The 24,180-nt window shown below is 39.6% G+C and carries 25 protein-coding genes and 1 tRNA gene; 11 read left to right on the top strand and 15 right to left on the bottom strand.

All coding sequences use genetic code 11. The features are described from left to right. Positions 1-4 precede the first annotated feature (4 nt). The 5 genes from D3P12_RS15420 to D3P12_RS00090 form a co-directional block, all read right to left on the bottom strand. Positions 5-148, bottom strand: coding sequence for a hypothetical protein (locus D3P12_RS15420; protein WP_165438714.1), 144 nt, complete (start codon positions 146-148; stop codon positions 5-7). Positions 149-155: 7 nt separating this feature from the next. Next, positions 156-1,049, bottom strand: a complete 894-nt coding sequence (locus tag D3P12_RS00075) for a hypothetical protein (protein WP_157970228.1) — start codon at positions 1,047-1,049, stop codon at positions 156-158. A gap of 272 nt (positions 1,050-1,321) precedes the next feature. Further along, positions 1,322-1,495: a hypothetical protein gene (locus D3P12_RS00080; RefSeq protein WP_157970229.1), complete on the bottom strand. Its 174-nt coding sequence runs from the start codon at positions 1,493-1,495 to the stop codon at positions 1,322-1,324. A 58-nt stretch (positions 1,496-1,553) separates the two neighbouring features. Then, a complete protein-coding gene (locus D3P12_RS00085) occupies positions 1,554-2,321 on the bottom strand; it encodes an SDR family NAD(P)-dependent oxidoreductase (protein WP_118193072.1) in 768 nt (255 codons plus the stop codon). 9 nt (positions 2,322-2,330) lie between these two features. Then, positions 2,331-2,792: an ASCH domain-containing protein gene (locus D3P12_RS00090; RefSeq protein ID WP_118193073.1), complete on the bottom strand. Its 462-nt coding sequence runs from the start codon at positions 2,790-2,792 to the stop codon at positions 2,331-2,333. 182 nt (positions 2,793-2,974) lie between these two features. Here D3P12_RS00090 and D3P12_RS00095 point away from each other — a divergent pair, with 182 nt between their 5' ends. The 6 genes from D3P12_RS00095 (at position 2,975) to arsB (ending at position 6,975) form a co-directional block, all read left to right on the top strand. After that, entirely contained in the window at positions 2,975-3,199 is a 225-nt protein-coding gene (locus D3P12_RS00095; protein ID WP_118193074.1) for a hypothetical protein, read from the top strand. A 502-nt stretch (positions 3,200-3,701) separates the two neighbouring features. Continuing rightward, positions 3,702-3,998: a HigA family addiction module antitoxin gene (locus D3P12_RS00100; protein ID WP_118193075.1), complete on the top strand. Its 297-nt coding sequence runs from the start codon at positions 3,702-3,704 to the stop codon at positions 3,996-3,998. Positions 3,999-4,438: 440 nt separating this feature from the next. Further along, positions 4,439-4,771 (top strand): ArsR/SmtB family transcription factor, encoded by a 333-nt coding sequence (locus tag D3P12_RS00105; protein WP_118196909.1) that lies wholly within the window; start codon positions 4,439-4,441, stop codon positions 4,769-4,771. A 70-nt stretch (positions 4,772-4,841) separates the two neighbouring features. Next, positions 4,842-5,306 carry a DUF6428 family protein gene (locus tag D3P12_RS00110; protein ID WP_118193076.1) on the top strand — a complete coding sequence of 155 codons (465 nt, stop codon included), beginning with the start codon at positions 4,842-4,844 and terminating at the stop codon, positions 5,304-5,306. A 19-nt stretch (positions 5,307-5,325) separates the two neighbouring features. After that, entirely contained in the window at positions 5,326-5,940 is a 615-nt protein-coding gene (locus D3P12_RS00115; RefSeq protein ID WP_118193077.1) for an arsenate-mycothiol transferase ArsC, read from the top strand. A 3-nt stretch (positions 5,941-5,943) separates the two neighbouring features. Further along, positions 5,944-6,975, top strand: coding sequence for an ACR3 family arsenite efflux transporter (gene arsB, locus D3P12_RS00120; RefSeq protein WP_118193078.1), 1,032 nt, complete (start codon positions 5,944-5,946; stop codon positions 6,973-6,975). 100 nt (positions 6,976-7,075) lie between these two features. Here arsB and D3P12_RS00125 read toward each other — a convergent pair. From D3P12_RS00125 to D3P12_RS00150, 6 genes are all read right to left on the bottom strand, one after another. Further along, positions 7,076-7,160, bottom strand: a tRNA-Ser gene (locus tag D3P12_RS00125). Positions 7,161-7,249: 89 nt separating this feature from the next. After that, complete coding sequence (locus tag D3P12_RS00130; RefSeq protein WP_118193079.1) at positions 7,250-8,128, bottom strand: Ppx/GppA phosphatase family protein; 879 nt, start codon at positions 8,126-8,128, stop codon at positions 7,250-7,252. Further along, positions 8,125-10,203 carry a polyphosphate kinase 1 gene (gene ppk1, locus D3P12_RS00135; protein ID WP_118193080.1) on the bottom strand — a complete coding sequence of 693 codons (2,079 nt, stop codon included), beginning with the start codon at positions 10,201-10,203 and terminating at the stop codon, positions 8,125-8,127. The genes D3P12_RS00130 and ppk1 overlap by 4 nt, the downstream gene beginning before the upstream one ends. Before the next feature lie 109 nt (positions 10,204-10,312). Beyond that, a complete protein-coding gene (locus tag D3P12_RS00140) occupies positions 10,313-11,344 on the bottom strand; it encodes a Gfo/Idh/MocA family oxidoreductase (RefSeq protein ID WP_317124647.1) in 1,032 nt (343 codons plus the stop codon). Continuing rightward, complete coding sequence (locus D3P12_RS00145; RefSeq protein WP_118193081.1) at positions 11,334-11,885, bottom strand: hypothetical protein; 552 nt, start codon at positions 11,883-11,885, stop codon at positions 11,334-11,336. Before D3P12_RS00145 ends, D3P12_RS00140 begins: the two co-directional genes overlap by 11 nt. A 48-nt stretch (positions 11,886-11,933) precedes the next feature. Further along, positions 11,934-14,504, bottom strand: a complete 2,571-nt coding sequence (locus D3P12_RS00150) for a phosphoenolpyruvate carboxylase (RefSeq protein WP_118193082.1) — start codon at positions 14,502-14,504, stop codon at positions 11,934-11,936. A gap of 388 nt (positions 14,505-14,892) precedes the next feature. On the opposite strand from D3P12_RS00150, the gene D3P12_RS00155 reads away from it, so the two are divergent. Further along, the gene (locus tag D3P12_RS00155) at positions 14,893-17,109 is read left to right on the top strand and encodes an FUSC family protein (RefSeq protein WP_118193083.1); all 2,217 of its coding nucleotides are present in this window, start codon (positions 14,893-14,895) and stop codon (positions 17,107-17,109) included. Here the strand turns inward: D3P12_RS00155 and D3P12_RS00160 are convergent. Next, complete coding sequence (locus tag D3P12_RS00160; RefSeq protein ID WP_157970230.1) at positions 17,106-17,738, bottom strand: hypothetical protein; 633 nt, start codon at positions 17,736-17,738, stop codon at positions 17,106-17,108. The two genes, D3P12_RS00155 and D3P12_RS00160, sit on opposite strands and share 4 nt — an antisense overlap. A gap of 60 nt (positions 17,739-17,798) precedes the next feature. Further along, the gene (locus D3P12_RS00165) at positions 17,799-18,404 is read right to left on the bottom strand and encodes a WbqC family protein (RefSeq protein WP_118193085.1); all 606 of its coding nucleotides are present in this window, start codon (positions 18,402-18,404) and stop codon (positions 17,799-17,801) included. A gap of 54 nt (positions 18,405-18,458) precedes the next feature. On the opposite strand from D3P12_RS00165, the gene D3P12_RS00170 reads away from it, so the two are divergent. Both D3P12_RS00170 and D3P12_RS00175 read left to right on the top strand, forming a co-directional pair. Then, positions 18,459-19,349 (top strand): lysophospholipid acyltransferase family protein, encoded by an 891-nt coding sequence (locus D3P12_RS00170; protein WP_245977353.1) that lies wholly within the window; start codon positions 18,459-18,461, stop codon positions 19,347-19,349. Next, positions 19,342-20,367: a glycosyltransferase family 2 protein gene (locus D3P12_RS00175; protein ID WP_118193086.1), complete on the top strand. Its 1,026-nt coding sequence runs from the start codon at positions 19,342-19,344 to the stop codon at positions 20,365-20,367. The genes D3P12_RS00170 and D3P12_RS00175 overlap by 8 nt, the downstream gene beginning before the upstream one ends. On the opposite strand, the gene aroQ is transcribed toward D3P12_RS00175, so the two are convergent. Further along, positions 20,364-20,789 (bottom strand): type II 3-dehydroquinate dehydratase, encoded by a 426-nt coding sequence (gene aroQ, locus D3P12_RS00180; protein WP_118193087.1) that lies wholly within the window; start codon positions 20,787-20,789, stop codon positions 20,364-20,366. The genes D3P12_RS00175 and aroQ overlap by 4 nt on opposite strands. Before the next feature lie 147 nt (positions 20,790-20,936). On the opposite strand from aroQ, the gene D3P12_RS00185 reads away from it, so the two are divergent. Both D3P12_RS00185 and murI read left to right on the top strand, forming a co-directional pair. Continuing rightward, positions 20,937-22,361, top strand: a complete 1,425-nt coding sequence (locus D3P12_RS00185; protein ID WP_118193088.1) for a glycoside hydrolase family 125 protein — start codon at positions 20,937-20,939, stop codon at positions 22,359-22,361. Then, a complete protein-coding gene (murI, locus tag D3P12_RS00190; protein WP_118193089.1) occupies positions 22,354-23,184 on the top strand; it encodes a glutamate racemase in 831 nt (276 codons plus the stop codon). The genes D3P12_RS00185 and murI overlap by 8 nt, the downstream gene beginning before the upstream one ends. A gap of 14 nt (positions 23,185-23,198) precedes the next feature. Here the strand turns inward: murI and D3P12_RS00195 are convergent, their stop codons facing one another. Further along, positions 23,199-24,146 (bottom strand): fumarylacetoacetate hydrolase family protein, encoded by a 948-nt coding sequence (locus tag D3P12_RS00195; protein WP_118193090.1) that lies wholly within the window; start codon positions 24,144-24,146, stop codon positions 23,199-23,201. Positions 24,147-24,180: the final 34 nt, after the last annotated feature.

The following is a 24,180-nucleotide window of genomic DNA, read 5'->3' on the forward strand; positions in this document are numbered from 1 at the left end:
CTAGTTAACTTTCTTGTAATATACTGCCACCTCCAACAGGTGGCGAGTAATTAATGTTCTCGTAGTCAATACCCGGGTCATCCTTTCTTGGATGATCCGTATAGGGCTGATAGGACTCTGCTTCTGTCATATTGAAACTTATGTACATGTTTATATCAATCCCCCGTCCAATTGCCCAAGTACTTGGGCAACTTGATCGTGACCTTCCCATCCTGCTCCAACCGCACATAGATCTTAACCCGGGTATTACGCGATAAATCACCATGAGCTGGTCTCCATTTTGTACCCCCATCTTCAAAGAACCTGTTTTCCTCTGCCTGCAGGTGCTTGGCTGCAATCTCTGAAAAGAAGGACGGTGTACCGTAGATCAAGCCTTCCAGTTCAAAAATCTCCCCTCCTTCCAATAGCCTATCTAACCTGCGGACGGCACTCTGAAAAACAAGCACCGAATCAAACGACACCTTGAAGGATGATGAAGCTACCTCGCGGGCAATATCATCCGCCAACTTTTGAATGTCACCAAGATACCCGGCGGGGTTGCCGAAGCCGAAACCTCCTTTACGTAATGCATCACGACTTTCTTTTAGTGAGTACTGCGAGGCAGGGGTAAATCTATATTCCGTGCTATCCCTGTATAAGTCCATAGACGAAAGTCGGTACAAACTGTCCACTATTTTCTGTTGATATTGATCATAAGCCTCGATGTTTGGCAAAGTCGGCATGGTTATCCGGGGAAACTTTTTGGCAAAAACCAAGCTATCCGCTTCAAAACCTAGATCAAAGAAAAACATCTGCTTCATAAAGGCGTCTTTTAAAAATTCCCTGTTAAGATAGGCCGTGTCATCCATGCTAGGATGTACCCAAACGAAAGAAACTTTTTCCCCAAATAGTGAGAAACCAACCTTTTCGATGTGCTCATCCCCGAAATCGTTTTGGGCAGGGACAGTGATCTTTATCCTTAAAGTTTTTCTTTCTTGTACATCTTGATGTTGCCCATGGGCAACATTCAAGGTGCAAAGGAGGCAAATCAAAATCATAGGTGCTTTCATGGCGTTGAACGCTAGTTAACTTTCTTGTAGTCAATACCCAGTTCATCCTTTCTTGGATGATCTATAGTTCAAAGGTTCCGGTTGATAATTGATTTTTGAAAATAATATTAATATTACATTTATCAAAATTCTATGAGATTAAGTAAAGTTCACCATTAATTTTACGATCGTCATTGTGGTCGATAACCCAACCGCAAAGTATTTCTTCATTCTCTTTTAAATCCAACATTAATTTCGACCGATACGATGACCTTGGATTTCACTCGAAAGGATTATTGCAAACCATTTTTCCTGATTGCGAACAAATTTTGTTGCCCACCAACAATTTCATTATTTAATCTAACAAGAATATGTGTGGGACTTTCTAACCCATTGATATAGGTGTCAAAATCATCTATCCGATCGTAGGATAACTTCGCTGGATATTCTAGATTCCAAAGTTTCATAACGCTTTCTTTCTCAACTGGAGAAAGCGAATCGGCAAAGAAAAAACTTAAATGGTTATTATCCACCCAATAAATCCTTTCTCATCTGAATAAGTTCCCTCTCTAGTTTATCAATCATCATTTGCGGGTTATTTGAGATATAGGTTTTTCCAGCCAAAAACTTTTGGACTACCTCTATAGCAATTTCATCAGGTTCAATTAATTCAATATTTGTCTGTTGCGCACCTTTAATTATTGTATTATTCTCATTTAGAAATGTCTCACGCATTAGTGCTGAATTTTCGCTCAACCTGCCTTTTATACGATTTGGAAGAAAAAGACTGACCTCGACTCCATCTCTAGATAGTTCGTAATGAAGCGCTTTAAAATACCCCATCACTGCATGTTTGCTCACAATATAAGGCATCAATCCATAGGTATCTTCGAAGGATCCTAGCCCAGCAGCAGATCCTGTCAATAGGATTTTAGGGCTTTTACTGTTTTTGAGAAACGGCAGAAAATGCTGAATCAAACGATATGGTGCTAAAAGATTGACATCTAACATCCATGATAGATTTTTTACTGGGTAATCGGACACCTGTCCTTCGTCTATAGCACCTATGGTTATTACTAGGTAATCAACCGTTATATGATCTTCTTGTAAATTATTCGTTAAAGCCCTTATAGACTCCTGGTTTGTAGCATCCACATGCCATGCTACATCGCCTTGCTTATTCATGGGATATGCAGTGTCTGCATTTATTACTTTAATACCAAGATCACTCATCGCATTCGCAAGGCCTTTACCGATACCACTTGCTGCTCCAATTACTATTGCGGTTTTCATCAACTATAGTTATTGCTTATTTCTTCGGCCAAATTGTCTCAAAATATCGCAGACAAGCTCCATATCTTCGGACGGTTGCAAGCCATGATCACTGAGTTCTCGTGTGTAATAATCCCAATGCACTTTTTGCCAATAGCTTAAGCTTCTATTTCCTTCACCTTCAATAAACGCGTATTCCGCTGTGATATTTTTAAACTTTACAATCTCGACTTTAATGGTTTTGGTGATTGCTTTGGGGATCCCATGCCAATCGGTCACGATAGCCATATCTCCGACTGCAGGTAGTTTTTCTTCATTGATTTGCAACCCGCGTAAGGAATGTGTGGTAGCTTGTTTAATACTTTTACTTACGAGTTCGGCGCATTCATTTGCATCCTTTTGGTTGTCACAAAAGCAATAGGACTGTGGCGTTTCTAAACCGTTATATTCTGGCATTTCATTTTGAAATTCTTTCCAAAAACTATCTATCATATTTCTCTAATTAACCTATGAGCTATTGCAATTTACGAAATATACTTAGGAAGTATATGACCATATTGACTCAATACCGCCATTTGGTACGTCTACGCTTTTAATTTGGCTTTATTATACCAATTTTTAACCCGTAATCACTGATTAGCTGCAGCAAAGGTGAGTTTAAAAGTGAGTGTGATATGGCAAGACAATCAGGTATTATTAAATTGAAAGGTATTATCTGGGATATTACCTTTTACAAAAGCAAGGATGGCTATTTGGCCAGACAGAAAGGAGGCGTTGATAAGGAACGCTTTCATAACGATCCGAAATTTCAGCGAACGAGGGAGAACGCAGCGAAATTCGCACGATATCATGTAACGGTGATTATCGCCGTTAAAATGCATATATTTAAACTTACTTGATAACGCTCGTATGTGCCCGCAGAATATTCAACCCTATAAGTGATCTTACTCTTTTGCTGTGGTTCTGGAATATGGGGATCAGTGTCCTTTCTTTTTCTGACTTCTTTCCGAGGTAGGCGCTCATGAATTTTTCTAATGTGATTGGCTATTCCTGATGTCAAGATGTTCATCTGATAGCGAGGTGTGTATAGGTGCAAACCTGTACATTTGAGCAAGACCCTAGATGACCAAATTTTAGGGGCTCGCTGGGGGCTCGCACGAAATAGAGAATCTGAAATATTTTGGAAGGCTTATAAAAGCAAAAACCCTATAAATACTGCTATTTATAGGGTTTTGATACTAAATGATTTCGTTGTTGCGGGGATGAAGTGAACCCATTAAAACCGATATTACTGTCCAACTTTTATAATTCGAACAAAATACTTATCTTCTTCAAGTGGATAGATAATAACGCGTTTGATATAGAGATTATTGATTACCATTAAACGGAAAGGATTAAACGATGGAAAGATTACCTAATATACATCCCGGTGAAATATTAAACGAAGAGTTCTTGCTCCCCATGAACATCACCCCGTACCGCTTGGCCAAGGATACAAATATACCTCAAACCCGTGTATCCCAAATCATAAAAGGCCAACGCAGGATCACTGCGGACACAGCTATACGGCTAAGCCGATTTTTTGGCAATTCTGTGAGATTCTGGCTGGGTATTCAGGATGATTACGATATCCGTACCACACTGGATGAAAAGAAAGAAGAGTTTGAGAATATTAAGCAAGTAGTATTTGTAGAATAGCTGGTTACTTATTAAAAAGAAAAACCCGACTGTCGTCGGGCTTTATATTCAGGTTGGCGGGGTGTCAGGGACCCCAGTCGAACCCCTTGTTCAATTATTGATGCTTTTTGAACGTCAATATACCACTATTACCATCAACGATATAACAATGAAAGGAAAGAAATAGAGGAAAAAGTGCATACCAGAATTTCGACCGGATTTTGCCTCCCTTTCCACTTGGCTAGGGGGAGCTTTACAAATGTCGAACTTTTTGGAGGATTACGAGTCAATATCAAATGCAAGGAACCTGCTAGAATAAGCAGATCATCATATTTTAATCAAACTGTCTTTAATCGACAACAACCGTCCTTCTCTCATTTACCTGCAGACATCAATAAGCAAAAAATAATATTGGATATTAAAAATATTATCGTAATATTGCGATGTTAAAAATCAAGGATATGGGGATTACTAAAACAGAAATGTTCACAAATGAACAGAACAAATTGGCTGCTTTGTTTAAAGCCCTAGGACATCCGGCAAGAATTGCCATTCTTCAGTATATCATCAATCAGAAAGCCTGTATCTGCAATGATTTGGTTGATGAATTGGGACTGGCGCAGGCTACAATCTCACAACACTTAAAAGAACTAAAGAGCATAGGTATTATCCAGGGAACGATTGAGGGCAAATCTGTTTGTTATTGCATTGATGAAAAATTATGGAAGCAAATCCAATCGGAATTTAATGCTTTTTTCAATCAAGAGGTAAAGGTAACCAATTGCTGTTCATAATATTTTTTTGAATCCTATCATCGTAATATTGCAATGTGTAAATTAATGTAAATTTTCAAATCTTACTTTTATGAAACTATCAAAAATCAAAGAAATCCTGCCAACATTGGGCAATGTTGAATTTCAGTTAGAGAACGGAACACCTGTTCCCGAACATTTCCATGTGACGGAAATAGGACAGATTACCAAACATTTTATTGATTGCGGTGGTGTAGTCCGTACAGAGAAAGTGGTAAACTTCCAACTTTGGGATGCCAACGACTACGAACATAGATTGAAGCCGACCAAACTATTGAACATTATCAAGCTGTCTGAAGAAAAACTGGGTATTGAAGATGCCGAGATAGAAGTAGAATATCAGGGAGAAACGATTGGGAAGTTTGACTTAGATTTTGACGGCCAGCATTTCATCCTAATAAACAAACAGACGGCTTGTTTGGCAAGCGATGCCTGTGGTGTCACTAGGGCGAAACAAAAAGTAAAACTATCGGAACTTAATAGCGCTTGCTGTACACCTAATTCGGGATGTTGCTAAACACTAAAGACCAAAGGTCATGTACAAGAATTTAGCTGAAACCATAAAGGGGATTATTGACGTCCAAACCATAAACGAAGAACGCCAAACCATTTTACAACCGCTGATCGATTTTGTACAGCAAAAAGCAAATAGCGGAGCGAATATAGACCTCAATTTTATCTGTACCCATAATTCACGTAGAAGTCATTTAGCACAGGTATGGGCGCAGGTGGCAGGTGCATACTTCAATATCCCGAATGTGCATTGCTATTCGGGCGGCACGGAAGAAACTGCACTGTTCCCGAAAGTAGCGGAAACATTGACCAATCAAGGATTTAATATTTTCAAGATTGCGGAAACCGATAATCCTGTATATGCCATAAAATACAGCGATGATGCGTTGCCTATCATTGGGTTTTCCAAAAAATACGATAGTCCTTTCAATCCTGCATCGGCATTTGTCGCCATTATGACTTGTTCGCAGGCAGACGGCGGATGCCCTTTCATTGCAGGTGCCGAAAAACGGATACCCATCACATTTGAAGACCCCAAGATTTCGGACGGCACACCCGAACAGCCACAGGTATATGCCAAACGGAGTTTGCAGATAGCACGGGAGATGTTCTATGTTTTTTCGATGATTAAAAGTTAGCCGATGCAACCAAAACTAAAATTTCTTGACCGTTACCTTACCTTGTGGATATTCCTTGCGATGGCGACAGGTATAGGATTTGGGCATTTCTTTCCGAGCATTTCCAGTGCTACCGATGCCCTGTCCGTGGGTACGACCAATATCCCTTTGGCAATAGGTCTAATATTGATGATGTACCCACCATTGGCTAAGGTGGATTATTCGTTGTTGCCCAAAGCATTTAAGGACACCAAAGTAATCGGCATATCTTTATTGCTGAATTGGGTTATCGGTACGGTATTGATGTTCGGTTTAGCCGTACTGTTCCTACGCAACGAACCCGACTATATGACAGGTCTGATACTTATTGGCTTGGCAAGATGTATCGCAATGGTCATCGTGTGGAGTGACTTGGCAAAAGGGAACAGGGAGTATACCGCATTATTGGTCGCACTGAACAGTATCTTTCAGATAATAAGTTACAGCTTCTTTGTTTGGCTGTTCATCAATGTGTTGCCGAACAAATTAGGCTTAGCCAATTTCAATGTAAGCGTATCAATGAAAGATGTAACCGAAAGCGTGTTGATTTATTTGGGTATTCCTTTTTTCGCAGGTTTTATTAGCCGTTATGCACTTGTAAAGTCAAAAGGCATAGAATGGTACAATAGAAAATTCATACCCAAAATTTCGCCCATTACCTTGTATGCGTTATTATTTACCATCGTATTGATGTTCAGCCTGAAGGGCGACAAGATATTGGAGTTGCCAATGGATGTTGTAAAGGTTGCTGTGCCGTTAATCATTTATTTCGTGCTGATGTTTTTTGTGAGCTTTTTTATTAGCAAATCATTAAATGTACCTTACGACAAAAACGCATCCATCGCATTTACGGCCACAGGCAACAATTTTGAATTAGCGATAGCCGTATCTATTGCAGTATTTGGCATCCATTCACCACAAGCATTTGTTGGCGTTATTGGCCCACTTGTAGAAGTGCCTGTACTGATATTGTTGGTGAGGGCAAGTTTGTTGTTAAAAAGGCGATTTTACACATAAATCACTAAGAGTCATTCGCGAAACACCTTGTTTGCCACAGTAATTTCGTAGCTCTATTATAAAACAGAAAGCACTGGTTTTCAGTGCTTTCTGTTTTCGGCGGAGAGTGAGGGATTCGAACCCCCGGTCCTGTGACAGACAACGGTTTTCAAGACCGCCGCATTCGACCACTCTGCCAACTCTCCGGGGGCAAAAGTACATACTTTAAGCTATTCTACAAAGATTAAGACACATTTTTTTAACATTTGAAGATAAACAATTCATTTATTGCATATTAGCTTTTGAGATTTTTATCAATCAGCGTCTGAATCACCCCATCAACCAGACCAATACGCGGAACAGCAATCTTTTTTAGCTTTCCCCATTTCATTATGCTGATAAAAATTAAACAGGCAGGTATGATTACATCTGCACGATCAGGCTTTAAACCAAGTACCTGAATACGTTCTTTAAGCGAATAACTATTCAGATAGTCTGATAGGGCTTTAAGCTTTTCATAACTAAGTAAATTATCGGGCTTTTCATTGGAAAGGGAAAAAAGTTTATTGATGTTTCCACCTGAACCAACGCCAACAACATTCTTAAATTCTTTTGTATGATCACGCACCCATTTTTTCATGTCAACCCAGGTTTCTTCCTTATCCTGATTGTCTAGAATTCTGATGGTACCGATATTGAAGGACTTAGACGCTTCTACTTTGCCTTTATTCAAGATAGAGAGCTCTGTACTACCTCCGCCAACGTCTATATACAAGTAGGTTTTACGAGAATCTAACTTGTTAACCAATTGATTGGAATAAATGATCTTGGCTTCTTCTTCCCCATCTATAATTTTCAGGTCAATACCCACTGCTTCTATTTTTTTCACCAGATCTTGACCATTCTTTGCTTCGCGCATGGCCGAGGTAGCACAGGCCATATAATCTTTAACCTCATACGCATCCATCAGGTTGCGAAAAGCTATCATAGTTTTCACCAATAATTCTGATTTTTTATCTGATATCTTGTGATCCAGAAAGGCGTCATCACCTAAACGCAGTGGCACCCGAACGAGTGTGTCTTTATTAAAACTGTATTCATTACCGCTTTTTGATATGTCTGATATTAGCAGACGAACGGCATTCGATCCGATATCGATTGCTGCGTATCTCATGAGCTTATCTTGTCTTTTAAATATAAATATGTGTCTAACTGAGCATGATAACGACGTCCCGAATCTCGCCGGATATGGCGGTTGTCATTATTGACATTAATCTCTCTGGCCTTGGTGTTATCACTCAATTGATAATTAATAATTTGCTTAATTTCTCCTTGTATGTCTTCATCAAACACTGGGAAAGTCACCTCTATCCGCCTGTCCAGGTTTCGGTTCATAAAGTCGGCAGAGCTTAGAAAATATTCCTCTTCTCCATTATTGTGGAATATCCAAATGCGTGCATGTTCAAGATAACGACCCACAATGCTACGAACACGGATATTATCACTAAAACCAGGAACCTGTGGCACAAGGCAACACATGCCCCGGACAATAAGATCAATTTTGACGCCAGCATTGCTCGCTTCATATAGTTTCCGTATCACATTTTCGTCTGTCAATGAGTTCATCTTGAAAATCATTGATGCTTCACGCCCGTTTCTTGCATGTTCTATCTCCCGCTCAATCATCTGATCTAGCTTAGACCGGGTCTCTAATGGAGAAGTTATAATCGATTGATAATCATCATTATACTTATTATGGCGTAGGTCAGAGAAAAGTCTTTTGAGATCATCTACGATCGACTTGTTAACGGTAAACAGGTTGTGGTCACAATATCTGGTAGCGGTCTTCTCGTTAAAATTGCCCGTAGCTAACGTGGCATAATACTTGACGGTCTTTTGTTCTCGCCGACCGACTAAACAGACTTTGGCATGGACTTTATAGTTTGCTTGCCCATAATATACTTTAACTCCTGCATCAGTAAGCTTCTCCCCCCAGTCGATATTCGCTTTTTCATCGAACCGAGCCTTTAGCTCCAAAAAGCAATAAACCTTTTTACCATTTCGCACAGCATTGATTAGTGCATTGATTACATTGGAATTCTCAGCCATTCGATATAGTGAAATCGATATATTGACTACTTTCGGGTCTATCGCTGCTTCACGCAGAAAATGGATAATGTAGTCATAAGATTGATAAGGAAGACTGACGAGGTAATCCGATTTCTTCATTTGATCAAAGAGGCTCTTCTGCAAATCAAAACCAGCCACCTTTAAAGCCGGTAGTTGTTTATACTCCAGCTCCTTACCGCCCACGTTTGGGAATTCAATAAAGTCTTTAAAATTATGATATCTGTTTCCGGGAATAAGTGCATCAGGGTCAAGATCTGTTTTCTCAACAAGGTAATCTAACATATCCTGCGGCATATCTGCATCGTACAATAAGCGCATGGGTTTCCCTTTTTCTCTTTTTTTCAAACTGGAAGAAAGGATGTTAATGAACTTATCATCAACGTTGGTATCAAGGTCTAGTTCAGCATCCCGGGTAAGCTGAATCGTATAACCCTCAATGCTTTCATATTTAAATATGAAAAACAACTCATCAAAGCAATATCGGATGATATCATCTAAGAGTATAATAAAATTTAAGTTTCTTTCTTTAGGCAGAATCAAAAAGCGTGAAATGACTCTGGAGGGGATTTCTAAAAGTGAATAGCCTGTCTTTTTTTTATACTGAAATTTGATTAAGAAATAAATCCTTCTATCTCGCAGATCGGGAAAAGGTTTACGGATTTTACCGTAGTCCAGCATAACGGGAACGAGCTTAGGCAAAACAGAATCTATAAAATACTCCCGGACAAATTGTCCGCGAGCAACATTCAGCTGCATCTCATTGATTATAAAAATCTTTTCTTTTGCAAGAAGGTCAATAATCTCGTCATATAGGGTATCAAAACGCCGTTCTAGGATTACGACAAGCTCTTTGATCAGCTTGAGGATTTTTTTTGGATTGTATCCCAAAAATTCTTTGGCCTTGACATTTACATCAGCAAGCCTATTCAAAGTTGCAACGCGAACACGGTAGAATTCATCTAAATTTGATGAAAAAATAGCGAGAAAACGTAGCCTTTCAATAAGTGGGACACTGGGGTCAGCCGCCTCTTGTAAGACCCTTTCGTTAAAATGTAACCAACTTAGCTCTCTGTTAACTAAAGGAATACTACTCTCATTTAATTCTGAATCTTGCTGCATATGATATTAACGCCCACTTTAAGTCTGATACAAATATTGCAATGCAATATAAAGTATTTGTTAAGTTAATATTAACTGTATGCAATTTAATATAATAAGACAGAATTTCTTAATTCCAGAAAGGTTGTTCGAGGATTTCTAATTGCTGAATAATTTGTTCTTCTTTTACCGGATATGCTTTACCATTTCGTATGCTGTGATAAACGCACTCAAACAGATCCATAAAATTCGCCCTATCCGCAGTAGGATATTCGACAATTTTTTCATTATCGTCAGTAAAGTATGTTAGCTTCCCTTTACTGTCTTCCGGCTCTATACCATAAGTCGGGTCGGTAGGTTTGACCCCGTCAATCAACTGCAGTTCCTGAACGTCAGAACGGTCTTTCTTGAAGCTCCCTTTGCTTCCGTTAAGAACATAGGCTATCGTTGGGTCTGCAGCCAGATAGCTAGTTGTCACAAAAACCTGCAGCCCTGTTTTATATGAAAGGATAAATAAGACATAATCTTCTACCTGCGTGCCTTCTCTATTTTTTGTGCCAATCTTCATGGTCTTATCAGGCTTGCCAAATAGGAGAATGATTTGATCAATAATATGAGACCCTAAGTCATAGGCAATACCGCTTGCCGGAATTGGTTCTTCTTTAAATGCTTTGGGTCCAATCTCTGCACGGTAACGATCAAAACGAACATGCATTTCGATCAGATTGCCTAACTTACCGCTCTCCACCGCTTCCTTTACTGAAAGGAAATCACTATTCCAACGCCTGTTTTGGTAAACCAATAGCTTCCTGTTTAATGATCGAGCGAGTTCAAAAAGCTCTTTCGCTTCGGCGCTCGTTGCAACAAAAGGCTTCTCCACGAGCACATCTTTCCCTGCTTTTAGCGCTTGGGCTGTGAATTCGTAATGGGTATTATTCGGCGTATTAATGATGACCAGTTCGATCTGAGGATCATTAATCAACTCATCGACAGCGTCATAAGACTTGACATTTGGGTACCGTTTTTGAGCTTCTTTTTTACTACGCTCTACAACAGCAACAAATTCAAATCGATCACTTTCAGCAACAAAAGGAGCGTGAAATAATTTACCGGACATACCGTAAGAAAGCAGTCCGGTTTTTATGGGTTTATTAATGTCCAAACTCTTTTAATTTTTCAACCGCGAAGTCTTGAACGACTGTATTGGTATTTCTGGTTATGTTCTCCAGTTGATGAGCAATTTCTTCTTGAGAATGCTTCACTTTTTCACTTATTTTTTCTGCTGATAGCGCTGGAGTAGATCCTACTGGAGCTTGATTTACCATAGCAGAGTCTGTCGCTAAACTATCAAGAGAGGCTGGAGCAACGGTCATCACAGGCGCCCCGGTCGAAATACCTGCTTTTACATCAAAATGGTCTTCTGCAAACTCAGGTAAAATGAGGTTTGATTCAATAGCCAAGCTGGCAACCTCATTAGCTAAGTTCTTGTACTTTGTAGCCAATTCTTCTGATTTTGGATTCAGATTGAGCGCTGCATATTCCTGAAAAAGCGACTCTTCATAAACAATATTAATAGCTTTGTACGCTTCAGTATCTACTTTCGTATAATTGCCGTAGCGAAAAGATTTATTTGAATCTCCACAAGAACTCATAAAGATGGCTGCAGCAAGCAGACCGGAATAAAAAAAAGATGGCTGTTTCATTACATAAATATTTTGAATGGGTAAATTTAGTTATTTATTTCAACTTACCTAAGCCAGATTTCTTCCTGCATTGACAATACCGAAAATTGTACGTGTTATTAGTTTTGAATAGACCTCATGCATAGGGTCACTTTCGTCTATTTCGCTTAATTTCTGTATCGAGTAATGTTGAATAACAACTAACGGCAATATGATTCGCTCGCGCATAGCAATAGACTCCCGATCAACTGGAAATTCATCCATTAAGGTATCACCATTGCTTATTTTAACAAGATACTTCTTGGTACGGTCATATTCTTCTTTCATTACCTTCCAAAATTCTCCATATTTTTCGTCTTCCGCTAAGTGAGAGGTGATATTGAAATTAATCTTCGACATGGCCATAGAGCAATTGTCTATAATGGTTTTAAACATACCAGAGCTTCTGTAAAGTGCCTGAACAGCATCCCACTTACCCGTTTTTTCTGCATGTTCCAGTGCTGAGCCTACACCATAGAAACCAGGTATCCCTTGTTTAAGTTGGCTCCAGGAAGTTACAAAACTAATTGCCCGAAGGTCTTCTAAACGTAACTTACTGTTTCCGTTCCTCTTAACTGGTCTACTGCTGATATTGATCTCTGACAAGAACTTTAACGGACTCTTTTCCTCTAGATATTCTAAGAATAACGGATGATGCCGCAAGTCAAGGAATTTTTTATGACTCACCTCTGCCATTGATTCGATCAAAGACTTTTCGCTGTCATTTAAGGTATCTCCGGGTCTCGGATTTAGGGTCGAAGCCAGGCCAGCTTGCAATAGTTGTTCGATATTGTAGTGTGCAGTGTCGAAAGAACCATATAGACTACTGATCGTTTGCCCTTGAATAGTGAGCTGAATATGGTTATTTTCAACTTCAGTACCCATCGACGCATAAAACGCCTGTGTTTTACCACCACCTCTGGCAGGAGGCCCTCCCCTTCCATCGAAGAATGTTAAATCCACTTCATGCTCTCTGGACACAGCTGTAAGTTCTACTTTTGCCTTATATATGGACCAATTCGCTCTAAGATATCCTCCATCTTTGGTACTGTCTGAGAAGCCGAGCATGATCGTTTGACCTTTTCTCTTCTGAATATGCTTTTGATAAACCGGATGAGAATAGAGCGTCGTCATCACGTTTGCGGCACGCTCCAGATCATCTACTGTTTCAAAAAGCGGAACAAAATCAATCGGCAATTCCTCAATCGTCCACCCATTGGCCAAGAAAAGCTCCATTAGCTGCAATATATCAGAAGCATATTGACAATTGCTAATAATAAAACGATGGCAGGCCAACTCACCGCCAGCTTCCTGCATTCGTTTAATATACTTTATAACTTCAAACGTATCGAAAACCAATGGATCTTCAATATCAGTCAATGATATGCTGGTTTCCCTAAATTGAAGAGAATCATTCTTCTCCTGTTCGGACAGATCATCAAACCGATCCTTGTTTAATTCTGCCGGGTAAGTTTGATCCCGGACTACTTGATGTGCTTTGCGGAGAATGCTGCTGTCTTGACGAATATCCAGACTTGCAAAATAACAACCAAAGGTTTTTACCTTCAACGCAAGATCATCTACCAATTCAGTAAACAAACCGTTATGCTGACCATCCAATACATCCCGAATCGACTCAAGGTTTTCAATGATATAAGGTTTTACGTTTTCGGGTTCCGGAGAGGGGTTGAAGCTGTTTTCATAAAGGATTTGCTGCAAATTGCTCATGTATTTCTCTACCCCTCGGAACGTAATCCGACGTTTGAGAACACGAAAATCACGATAATATGCGCGAAACAAAATAGTTCGTAGAAGTGCGGATACCTCCTTTGTACTTTCGACACTTACGTTAGGATTTCCATCACGGTCACCTCCCGGCCAAAAGCCTAACTGGATAATTTGATCCTTAGACTCAAGACTCTCGAAGTTGTTCCCCAATTGTTTCCGAATTGTTGAAATCACCGGATAAAAAACATTTTCCAGAAACCAGGCCAAACTGATTGCCTCATCCACTGGTGTTGGTTTTTCTTTCTTTATAAAAGGTGTTTTACCTAATTGCTGTAGAAGCAATACGATATTATCGAGATCATTCTTTTTAAGTGCCTCTGTCAGATCGGTAATAATCCCTAAAACCTCACCCGGATAAAATTGAGTCGGGTGAGCCGTCAATACCAGTCGTAGCGAAAAGTTCTTTAACTTTTCGATTATCTTTTCGTTCAAGGTTTCGTTAGCAGCTGCTTGCTTAACCAAACTACCTAGTAAATAGGCGTCTTCAGAACGCCCAGTCTTGACAAAGGCCGCATCTTCTATGGCATCAAACAAAACAACACGCCTCTCAATGTATTGGATAATCCGAAATAAGAGATCCACCGCGTCCATATCCTGTTGGTACTGCCCGTATTTCTCAAAGAAATCTTCGATGATGGTCTTCGGGTCTACTTGGTTTTCTACTTCCCGCTCACAATGTAATGTAAAAAATGGAAGCAATGCCCCTGTATACTTGATCTTTTGGAAAGGTAATGTCTGAAATAAGCTATTATATAACTCAAAGCGAGTAAGTACCTCGTTCTGGTAAACTGTTTCTTGCTTTTCAATTCTCATACGATATCTGTGTTTTTTCTAGGCGTTATCGGCTTTATCAACTTTCGAAGTTAATTGAAATAAATCAAATAAAAAACCTTTTGGATTGTTTATTTGATTTATTATTCAACATTTCCTTGTCACACTATCACCAATAACGAACAATAAATAAAAATTTAACAACTAGATATTAGGATCAGATTTTGTTCCACTTATCTAATTCTCAACTCGATAAACAAATCATTCTGTTTGTTGTTTAACTTTACGCTTCAACTTCGCACTTATTTAGGTTTACTTGGGTTTATCTTTTAAGTTGTATGTTGTGGCTGCTGACTTTGTTTTCTTATCTTTGTTTATTACTAACTGAATAAATTAGGTTCACATCTTAGTCTCCCCAAACGGGCTCAACATGATAAAAAAGGCAGATTTCTTACACTTTTTGCACGGTCAGGATTTTGCAAACGGTTTACGGATATCTTTCGGGACAATCATACCAGCCTTAGTAGGCTTCTACTTTGGAGATTTAGGAACGGGTATTGCAATTTCGCTGGGCGCTTTGTATGCAAGTATTGCGGATACGCCCGGACCAGCTGCCCATCGGCGCAATGCACTTTTGGCGACCTTGCTCCTGGTATTTTTGATGACGCTATTAACGCAGTTTGTGAATGGACATCCTATCTTGCTCGTTTTGGAGCTCATGGTCTTCTGCTTCTTGTTTTCTATGCTCGCAGCCTATGGTCCAAGGGCGGCAGCCGTAGGTACGACAGCCATGCTGATCATCTTCCTGAACATTGAACCGCCCGATGGGGGTCATAATATTATCGAATATTCTGCATTTATCACACTCGGTAGTGGGTGGTACGCCTTACTCAGTCTTTCATTGACGCAAGTCATGCCTTATCGGCTTGCGCAACAAGAATTGGCTGAAACGGTCCGTGAGGTTGCCACATTTATTCAAATAAAATCAGAGTTCTATGATCCGACAAGCGATATTAATAATTCGTACAAAAAGCTAATAGATCAGCAAATAAAAATAAACACCCATCTACATAGTCTAAGGGAGATTCTTTTTAAAAGTAAATTGATAGTTAAGGACCCGACACCTATTGGGCGGACCTTGATATTAGTATTTTCAGACATCATCGACCTTTTTGAAAAGGCCATGTCGACCCAATTCAATTATGACGAAATAAGGGGCAAATTTGGCGATACGGAAGCATTAAAAGAAATCAGGTTTACATTAATACGCCTGTCTAATGAGTTACACAATTTCGGCTACTTTTTAGCGGCAAATAGCCGACCTAAAATGCTCTTTAACCTGCAAAGTGATCTGGAAAACCTGAAAGAGGTTATTGATAATACAACGACAAATGAGGATGAGAATACATTCTTCCTTAAGAAGGTATTGATTAATATAAGGAGTATTTCCAGGAGAACGCAAACCTTGTACACGTATTTCCAGAGCAAGGAAGTAGATACTCAACGCAATATTGGTGATATCAGCAAATTTGTATCGCACGACACAATCGACCTGAAAATCTTTCGTAATAACCTTACATTAAAATCGGATATTTTCAGGCATGCCATAAGAACATCTGTCGTGATGGTTGTAGCTTTTGTTTTAGCATACCTCAGTAACTTTGGACAACATATCAACTGGATTCTTTTAACGATCCTCGTTATTTTAAAACCAGGTTGGAGCCTAACACGAGAAAGGAATTTTCAAAGATTAGTTGGCACCATCGTAGGGGGTGGTGTGGGGATTATCTTGCTAATTTGGGTAAAAGACCCGACCGCTCGTTTCTTTATGTTGCTTGTCTTCATGGTATTGACCTATAGCATAATACGAATAAACTATATCTTAGGAGTCATCTTTATGACACCTTATCTTTTGATCATGTTTAGCTTTTTGGGCGAAGGGACAGTTGATGTCGCGCGTGAACGTATCTTTGCAACTTTCATTGGGTGTGGTCTTGCGTTTATATCCAGCTATATTATTCTGCCTAGTTGGGAGGGCGAGCAGATTCAGAAATATATGAAAAAGCTCCTTATAGCTAACTATAATTATTTCATAAAAATCCCGGAGACATTAGTCAACAGCGAGCTGACCGAAACAGATTACAAATTGGCTAGAAAAGAAGTGTATGTTGCTAGTGCAAACATGGCTTCGGCTTATCAGCGAATGATTACAGAGCCTAAAAGTAAGCAGAAAAACTCGAAAAGCTTGAATAAATTTATTGTTGTTAACCATTTATTCACTTCCCATACCGCAAATCTGATCGACGCAGTAAGGTCTACCGATCATTCGGATATTAGTGGAAGGCCGGTAAGAAACCTGAAACGGACGGCTGTAAAAATGGAAAACCTGATCGGTCTATTTGAAGATGACCGTAAAGACCCGTTCATACCTGCTGAGATCAATTTACCGGAAAACCTGCTAACAGACCAGGTTAACACCCAGGAAAAAACTTTCCTTATATCACAGACGCGAGAACTGAGGCGCATTACAGATGACCTACGACGGAGTTCGGATATTGTACTTGGAATACTTCCTGAACACGAAACAGCACCCGCAGAAGAAATTAAAGAGTTGGTGGCCGACCACCCGCCTATCATCAAAAATTAAAAGATCTTGTCAACCAGCTTGGTAACGTCTGTTTTCAAACCGCCGTGTAATGTGACCACGCTCAAATGATTGCCTTGTATTTTTTGAAAATTACGAATATATGCTGATTCAATAAAAAGGTAAAAATCGCCAAACCTATAGTGTGCGCCGACGCCACCACGTAGACCGCCGGTCAAAGACGTGATATTTTCAATCGTCGCTTCCGCATCGGGGATTGCGACTGATACCCGGGGCTCGTACAATAAATGCAAAGATGGCCCTGCATATGCATATAAACGTAGAGAACCTAAGAAATGATTTAAACCTGGCATAACCGATAGTCCATATAAATTGGATGTACCATCTTGCAGCTTATAACCAAACTCGGCGTCAGTAATTGATTCGTTATATGAAAAGCGTAAAAAATCAACAACGGGATACAGAAAGTATCGCTTACTCTTCAATGGAATATTAAGACCTAATACATTGGACACTTTTGGAGAAAGTGTCTGATTGATATCCCCGACGGGAAATCCAAAACCCAATCCACTGGCAACAAACACTTTACCTGACTGAGGTGCATCGGCTTCATGTTGAGCTTTTGCTTGAACAATAAGAAAGACAAAAGCAATAATAAAAAACATTCTCATACAAATTTCTATTATAAACGCCAACTAAAATCCATTGTTTGCCATTTTGCTGCCAGTTGGCTACAAAAATTGTTTACTTTGCGGTCCTTGGCTAAAAAGAAGATCGACGATACTAAGGTTTGGTAAAAATTCATGTTGATCTTCGAATACCTGAAAATACGGTTTGGAAATAAAATCGCTCTGCTTTTTCGGACTGATTGTGTCTCGAAAATTTAGCAGGTTACTGGGTGTCTGTATATATTCTTCTGTATAGGCTAGTGTTGGGTTGAGTTTCAAAAGTTTAAGGCACAGCTCGAATAAGGACAAGTTAAAGTCAAAAAGAAACTCTATTTTTTGATGGTAAAATGGTGCAAAGTCATCTTCGTAATATTCGAAATAAGAAGAGCTTCTATATGAGGTTTGCAAACTCCGCCAATGCAGACGCTGCCAATCGGCGTCATAGCTGATGCGTACATCCTTCATTTTGGTATGTACACGCGACCCTTTGCGGATGGGTATAGTTAAATCAAGCTTTCCGTTAGGAGAGTGGATAGAAGCACGGTTGCGATAGGTTTGCTTCGGGAAGTGTTCAAATTTTTCAATATTCACCTCAGGCGACTCCTTAATTTTACTGAAATACTCAATCGGCCCTAGATAGAACAGCGGTAAAAGAACACCTTTTTCCATATATTCGTAATATTAAGTTATTTTTTCTGCGAAAATAAATAAATAAAAAGATATTTGCCCCGATTTAAAGAATACATGGACGTGCAATCCCGAATATTGTCATTTTTTATTTACCTCTGTTCTCTACTCCCTTTTTGGTTGCTATATGTCCTGTCTGATATTCTCTATCTTGGTTTATACTATATCGTTGGATATCGACGCGAAGTAGTTTCTACGAACTTAAAGAAGTCCTTCCCTGATAAGAGTCAAGATGAATTAGTTGAGGTCGAAAAGAAGTTTTATCGTTTTTTGGCTGATTTAATCGTAGAAAATATAAAAATGACGAGCATGTCAGTCAACGAGTCGAAAAAACGCCTGAAGCTTCTAAATAAAGATGTAGTTTTGAATTACTTGGATAGAAAACAACCAGTTATCCTGGTTACCGGACATTACGCCAACTGGGAATGGGGCATCCATGCTTTATCCTTGATGTCGTCCTACCCTTCATTGATCGTTTACAAACCACTTACTAATAAGGTCTTTGAAAAGGTTTACAACAAGATACGAGAGCGTTTTGGTGCGATTATGGTACCTATGAAGCAAACGCTGAGAAAAATACTGGAATTTCAGAACCAGTCGCATACCAGTGTATTCTTGGCTGATCAAACTCCGCTACGTAGTGAATCAAAACACTTTATCTCTTTTTTAAATCAGCCTACACTGATGTATCTTGGAATTGAGAAAATCGCTAAAAAACTGAATTATCCGATAATCTATTGTCACATCGATCGTATTAAAAGAGGGTATTATACTTGTGAATTCACGAATCTGGTTGATAAACCAGCAGAATGCCCCGACAGCCAGATAACGGATATACATTCTGTGTTTTTGGAGAAAATAATCCAAAAAAAACCTGAACTTTGGTTATGGTCACATAAACGTTGGAAACATAAACCTCATGCATAAATATCCCAGTGTAGCGATCGCGATTTTAAATTGGAACGGGAGATTTCATCTTGAAAGTTTTCTTCCTTCTGTCTACAATAGCACCTATCCTAATTTGGAATTTATAATCGGTGATAATGGTTCTACTGATGATTCAATCGAATTTATAAAGACGAATTATCCTTTAATCCGAATTATTGAGAACGATACAAATTACGGGTTCGCGGAAGGATATAATCGTGTTTTGGAAAAAGTTGAAGCAGATTACTTTATTTTATTGAACTCCGATGTAGAAGTTACCGACAATTGGATTGAACCGATGATTGAAGCGATGGAAGCGGATCCGATGATTGCGGCCGCTCAACCTAAAATACGTTCATGGTCATTAAAAACCTCGTTTGAACATGCTGGCGCGGCGGGCGGATTCATCGATCTATATGGTTACCCTTTCTGCAGAGGTCGCATAATGGATACGGTTGAACTAGACACGGGACAATACGACGATTCGCAGGAAGTTTTTTGGGCAACGGGAGCGGCGTTATTTATCCGCAAAGACTGTTGGAAAGAGGTTGGAGGATTCGATCCGGATTTTTTCGCTCATATGGAAGAAATCGACCTGTGTTGGAGGTTAAAAAGAAAAAAATATAAGATTTGGTATTGTTCCGAATCTGAGGTTTACCATGTTGGTGGAGGAACACTTGATAAAACCAATCCGCAGAAAACATTCTTAAATTTCCGGAATAATCTCTTTATGATTCTTAAAAACGCGCGCTTTCCAAAAACAACGATTTTTATTCGCTTGTGGCTGGACCTAATAGCTTTATTACGATTTGCCGTATCAGGCAAGTTTGGCGATGCAAGAGCCGTTAGCAAAGCACACGTCGATTTTTTCCGGAACTACAGCAAAATGAAAAAGAAGAGATCAGAAATTGGAGACCCGTTTAAGGTAAGTGAGATTTACCGAGGGCTAATTGTTTGGGCCTTTTTCGTTCAAGGCAAAAAAAGATTTCATGATCTGGATAAACGAAAGTTCTCTTAACGCTTTGCTACCGCCAAACCCTGTATAGCTAAGCGATAGCTCTCCAAACCAAAGCCACTGATTACCCCAAGGCAGTTTTTGGCCATGAAAGTATGATGACGGCACGCCTCTCTTGCGTGAACGTTTGAAATATGCACTTCAACCACTGGGCTGGAGATACTCGCAATGGCATCAGCGATGGCTAATGACGTATGGGTGAAAGCACCGGCATTCAAAACAATGCCGTCTACATCAAACCCCACTTCATGAATTTTATCAATAATTTCGCCCTCACTATTACTTTGAAAATAAAAAATTTCGTGTTGAGGGAAAGCTGCTGATAATTCATTAAGATAGTCCTCAAAAGACTTGCTCCCATAAACTTCAGGTTCGCGTTTTCCAAGCAAATTCAGATTAGGACCGTTAATGATTTGTATTTTCATGCTGAGGATATTTTTATCGAAGGCGATGTTTTATCAAAGATAACAAGCATTTTCTTATTTCTTAAGTCAGTTTCACTCTTTTTTTGCATATTAGACCAAAAATATAATCTATTGCACATACATAAGACATTGAAATATTAAACGCCTATGAAACGTAGACTATTTTTGCAACAATCTGCACTCCTATCAGCCGGTGTCATGGCTGGCAACCTAAGTTTTGCAAAAGGTAAAGCTCAACAATTTAAAGATATGCGTCCGCCAGTAGCGAAACGCCATTTTAAGAGTGACGCTATTGAAAAAGTAATTAAAGAATTCCAAAGCAAAGTAAAAAACAAAGAACTTGCTTGGTTATTCTCAAATTGCTTCCCAAACACCTTAGACACCACGGTCGATTATCAGGTATTAAACGGCAGACCTGATACCTATGTAATTACAGGGGATATCGACGCTATGTGGCTTCGTGATAGTAGCGCACAGGTTTGGCCCTACCTTCCGTTTATGAAAGAGGATAAAAAATTACAAGATTTAATTGCTGGTGTCATCAATCGCCAATCTGCAAATATCAACATCGATCCTTACGCGAATGCTTTTTATAAAGATGCGGATCGTGTTGGTGATTGGAAAGACGATATCACGGATATGAAATCGGGTATACACGAGAGAAAATGGGAAATTGATTCATTGTGTTACCCAATCCGTCTGGCCTATGCTTATTGGAAAACAAGTGGTGATACATCTCCATTCGACGACACATGGGTAAGCGCACAAAAGAAAACCTTACAAACATTTATTGAGCAACAACGCAAAGAAGATCTGGGCCCTTATAAGTTTGAAAGGGAGACGCCAAGAGCAACGGACACATTGCCTATGGATGGATATGGTTATCCGGTTAAGCCCGTAGGATTAATTTGTTCTAGCTTCCGCCCAAGTGATGATGCGAGTGTTTTTTCATTCCTTATCCCATCGAATGCGTTCGCTGTAATCAGTCTGCGAGAGTCTGCTGAGATGCTAAAAACGATTGCGAAGGACGAGGCGACAGCTACAAAAATGCTCGATTTAGCGAATGAAGTGGAAGCAGCTATCAAGAAACACGGTATTGTAGATCATCCTATTCACGGAAGGATATATGCCTTCGAAGTAGACGGATTCGGCAGTTACCTGATGATGGATGATTCTAACGTTCCGAGCTTACTTTCGTTACCTTATTTAGATGCAGTAACCGTAAATGACCCTGTTTATCAGCGTACCAGAAATTATGTTCTATCTCCTAATAACCCATTTTTCTTCAAGGGGAAAGTTGCTGAAGGCGTCGGAGGACCGCATATAGGTCTGGATATGGTTTGGCCGATGAGCATCGTTATGAGAGCAATGACAACTAGTGATGAGAATGAGATAAAAAAATGTATTGATATGCTTCGTGTTAGTAATGCGGGAACCGGATTTATGCACGAGTCTTTCCATAAAGACGATCCTTCTAATTTTACCAGAAGCTGGTTTGCATGGACGAACACGCTCTTTGGTGAATTACTTTGGAAGATCTACAAAGAGAAACCGCATCTATTAAATGGTTAATAGTAGACAAGGCCCCATAGGGGTATTCGATTCAGGATATGGTGGTCTAACGGTCTTTAAAGAAATCGTTAGACTACTACCTGAATATGATTACGTGTACCTGGGAGATAACGCCCGCGTTCCATATGGTACAAGAACATTTGAGACTGTATATCAGTATACCTGGGAGTGCACAAGAGCATTGTTTGAGATGGACTGCCCCCTTGTTATCCTGGCTTGCAACACGGCTTCAGCGAAAGCATTAAGAACTATCCAAATGACAAATCTTCCGGTTTATCCGGAGGAAAAAAAGGTATTAGGGGTTATCCGACCTACTACGGAACGAATTGGTGAGTTTACAAAAACAAAGCACGTCGGGATTTTAGCAACACCGGGAACTGTTAAATCGGAGTCGTATCGAATTGAAATCGAAAAGTTTTTCCCCGAAATACAGGTCTACCAAGAAGCTTGTCCGATATGGGTCTCCCTCGTGGAAAGCAATGAGATCGATACAGCGGGAGCTGCCTATTTTGTAAAAAAACATATTGATCAATTGTTAAAACAATCGCCTCTCATCGACACGATTATCTTAGCGTGTACTCATTACCCACTATTATACCCCTTAATCAGAAAATTCACACCATCACAGATTTCAGTCATCGAACAAGGCGAACTCGTAGCTGAAAGCTTAAAAGAGTACTTGACAAGGCATCATGAACTTAACACCAGATTAACCAAAGGAGGTACGAAGAAATTCTATACGACTGAAAACCCACGTATTTTCAATGAAAAGGGTGGGATCTTCTTTGGGAAAGAAGTTTATTCAACACAAATATTCGTTTAAAAGGCACCTAGTCTTTACCCTTCTTCATCTGTCAGCGATATCTCGGCTGCACTTAAACACATCTTGTTGCTAAGTTCTCCTAAACCTTCAACACGGACCATAATATGATCGGTAGGTTGTAACCACTGTTCTTTATAGGCATCGTTCTCCTTTTTATTACCAGAATTTATGTCTTGAAAACTGGCACCGGGCAACTTACCAGATCCGATAATATCTCCTGGATAAAGTGTTGTTCCATAGGACGCCCGTTCGATTATTTCAGCAAATGTCCATGGTAAATCAGCAGAGTTCACTTCGCAAACTGTTTCGTTCTTAACAATACATTCTGCTTTTAACTGATAATGATTGCCAATATGGCCTTCTTTCCCAGTTCTATATTCCTCTAACTCATCCGGAGTTACCAACATAGGCCCGGTAGCAATACCAAAATCCATACTCTTTGCTGAAATATCACTATATTCACTTTCGTCATCCTGAATGCCTCTGGAAACAAAATTAGTTAGGATCATAAAGCCTCCGATGTAATAATCAGCGTGCTCAGCACGGATGTTCCTTCCTTCTTTATTAAGAACGACAGCGATCTCGAGTTCAAAATCTAATTTCCCAAAATGATACTGCATGCAGTCGATGTTACCCTCTCCTGCTATAGCTTGATGATTGCCGAAGTACAAGATGGGGAATGGTTGATCTTTCGGATTTTGATTGAACACGTTCCGAAAAGATTTAGGGTTGGGCAGAGGAGCAACAATGGATTTATTATTGAGTGCCTTTTGAACGTACTGACCATTTTCGATTTCTTCAGCAGTTAAATGAGCGTAGTCTATCCCTTTATTTTCTTGCTGAAGAAAGCCGAGCATACCCTCACTTAGAAAAGGGTTGATACAGTGGATATCATAAAGCTGGTCTTTGACGATGATACCCAAGCGTGGACTGTCGACATCTAAATAGGAAACAAACTTCATAGACTTGATTTTTGCTTTTAAATGTAACAGTTAT

It is taken from the genome of Pedobacter indicus, from assembly GCF_003449035.1.
Classification (GTDB): domain Bacteria; phylum Bacteroidota; class Bacteroidia; order Sphingobacteriales; family Sphingobacteriaceae; genus Albibacterium; species Albibacterium indicum.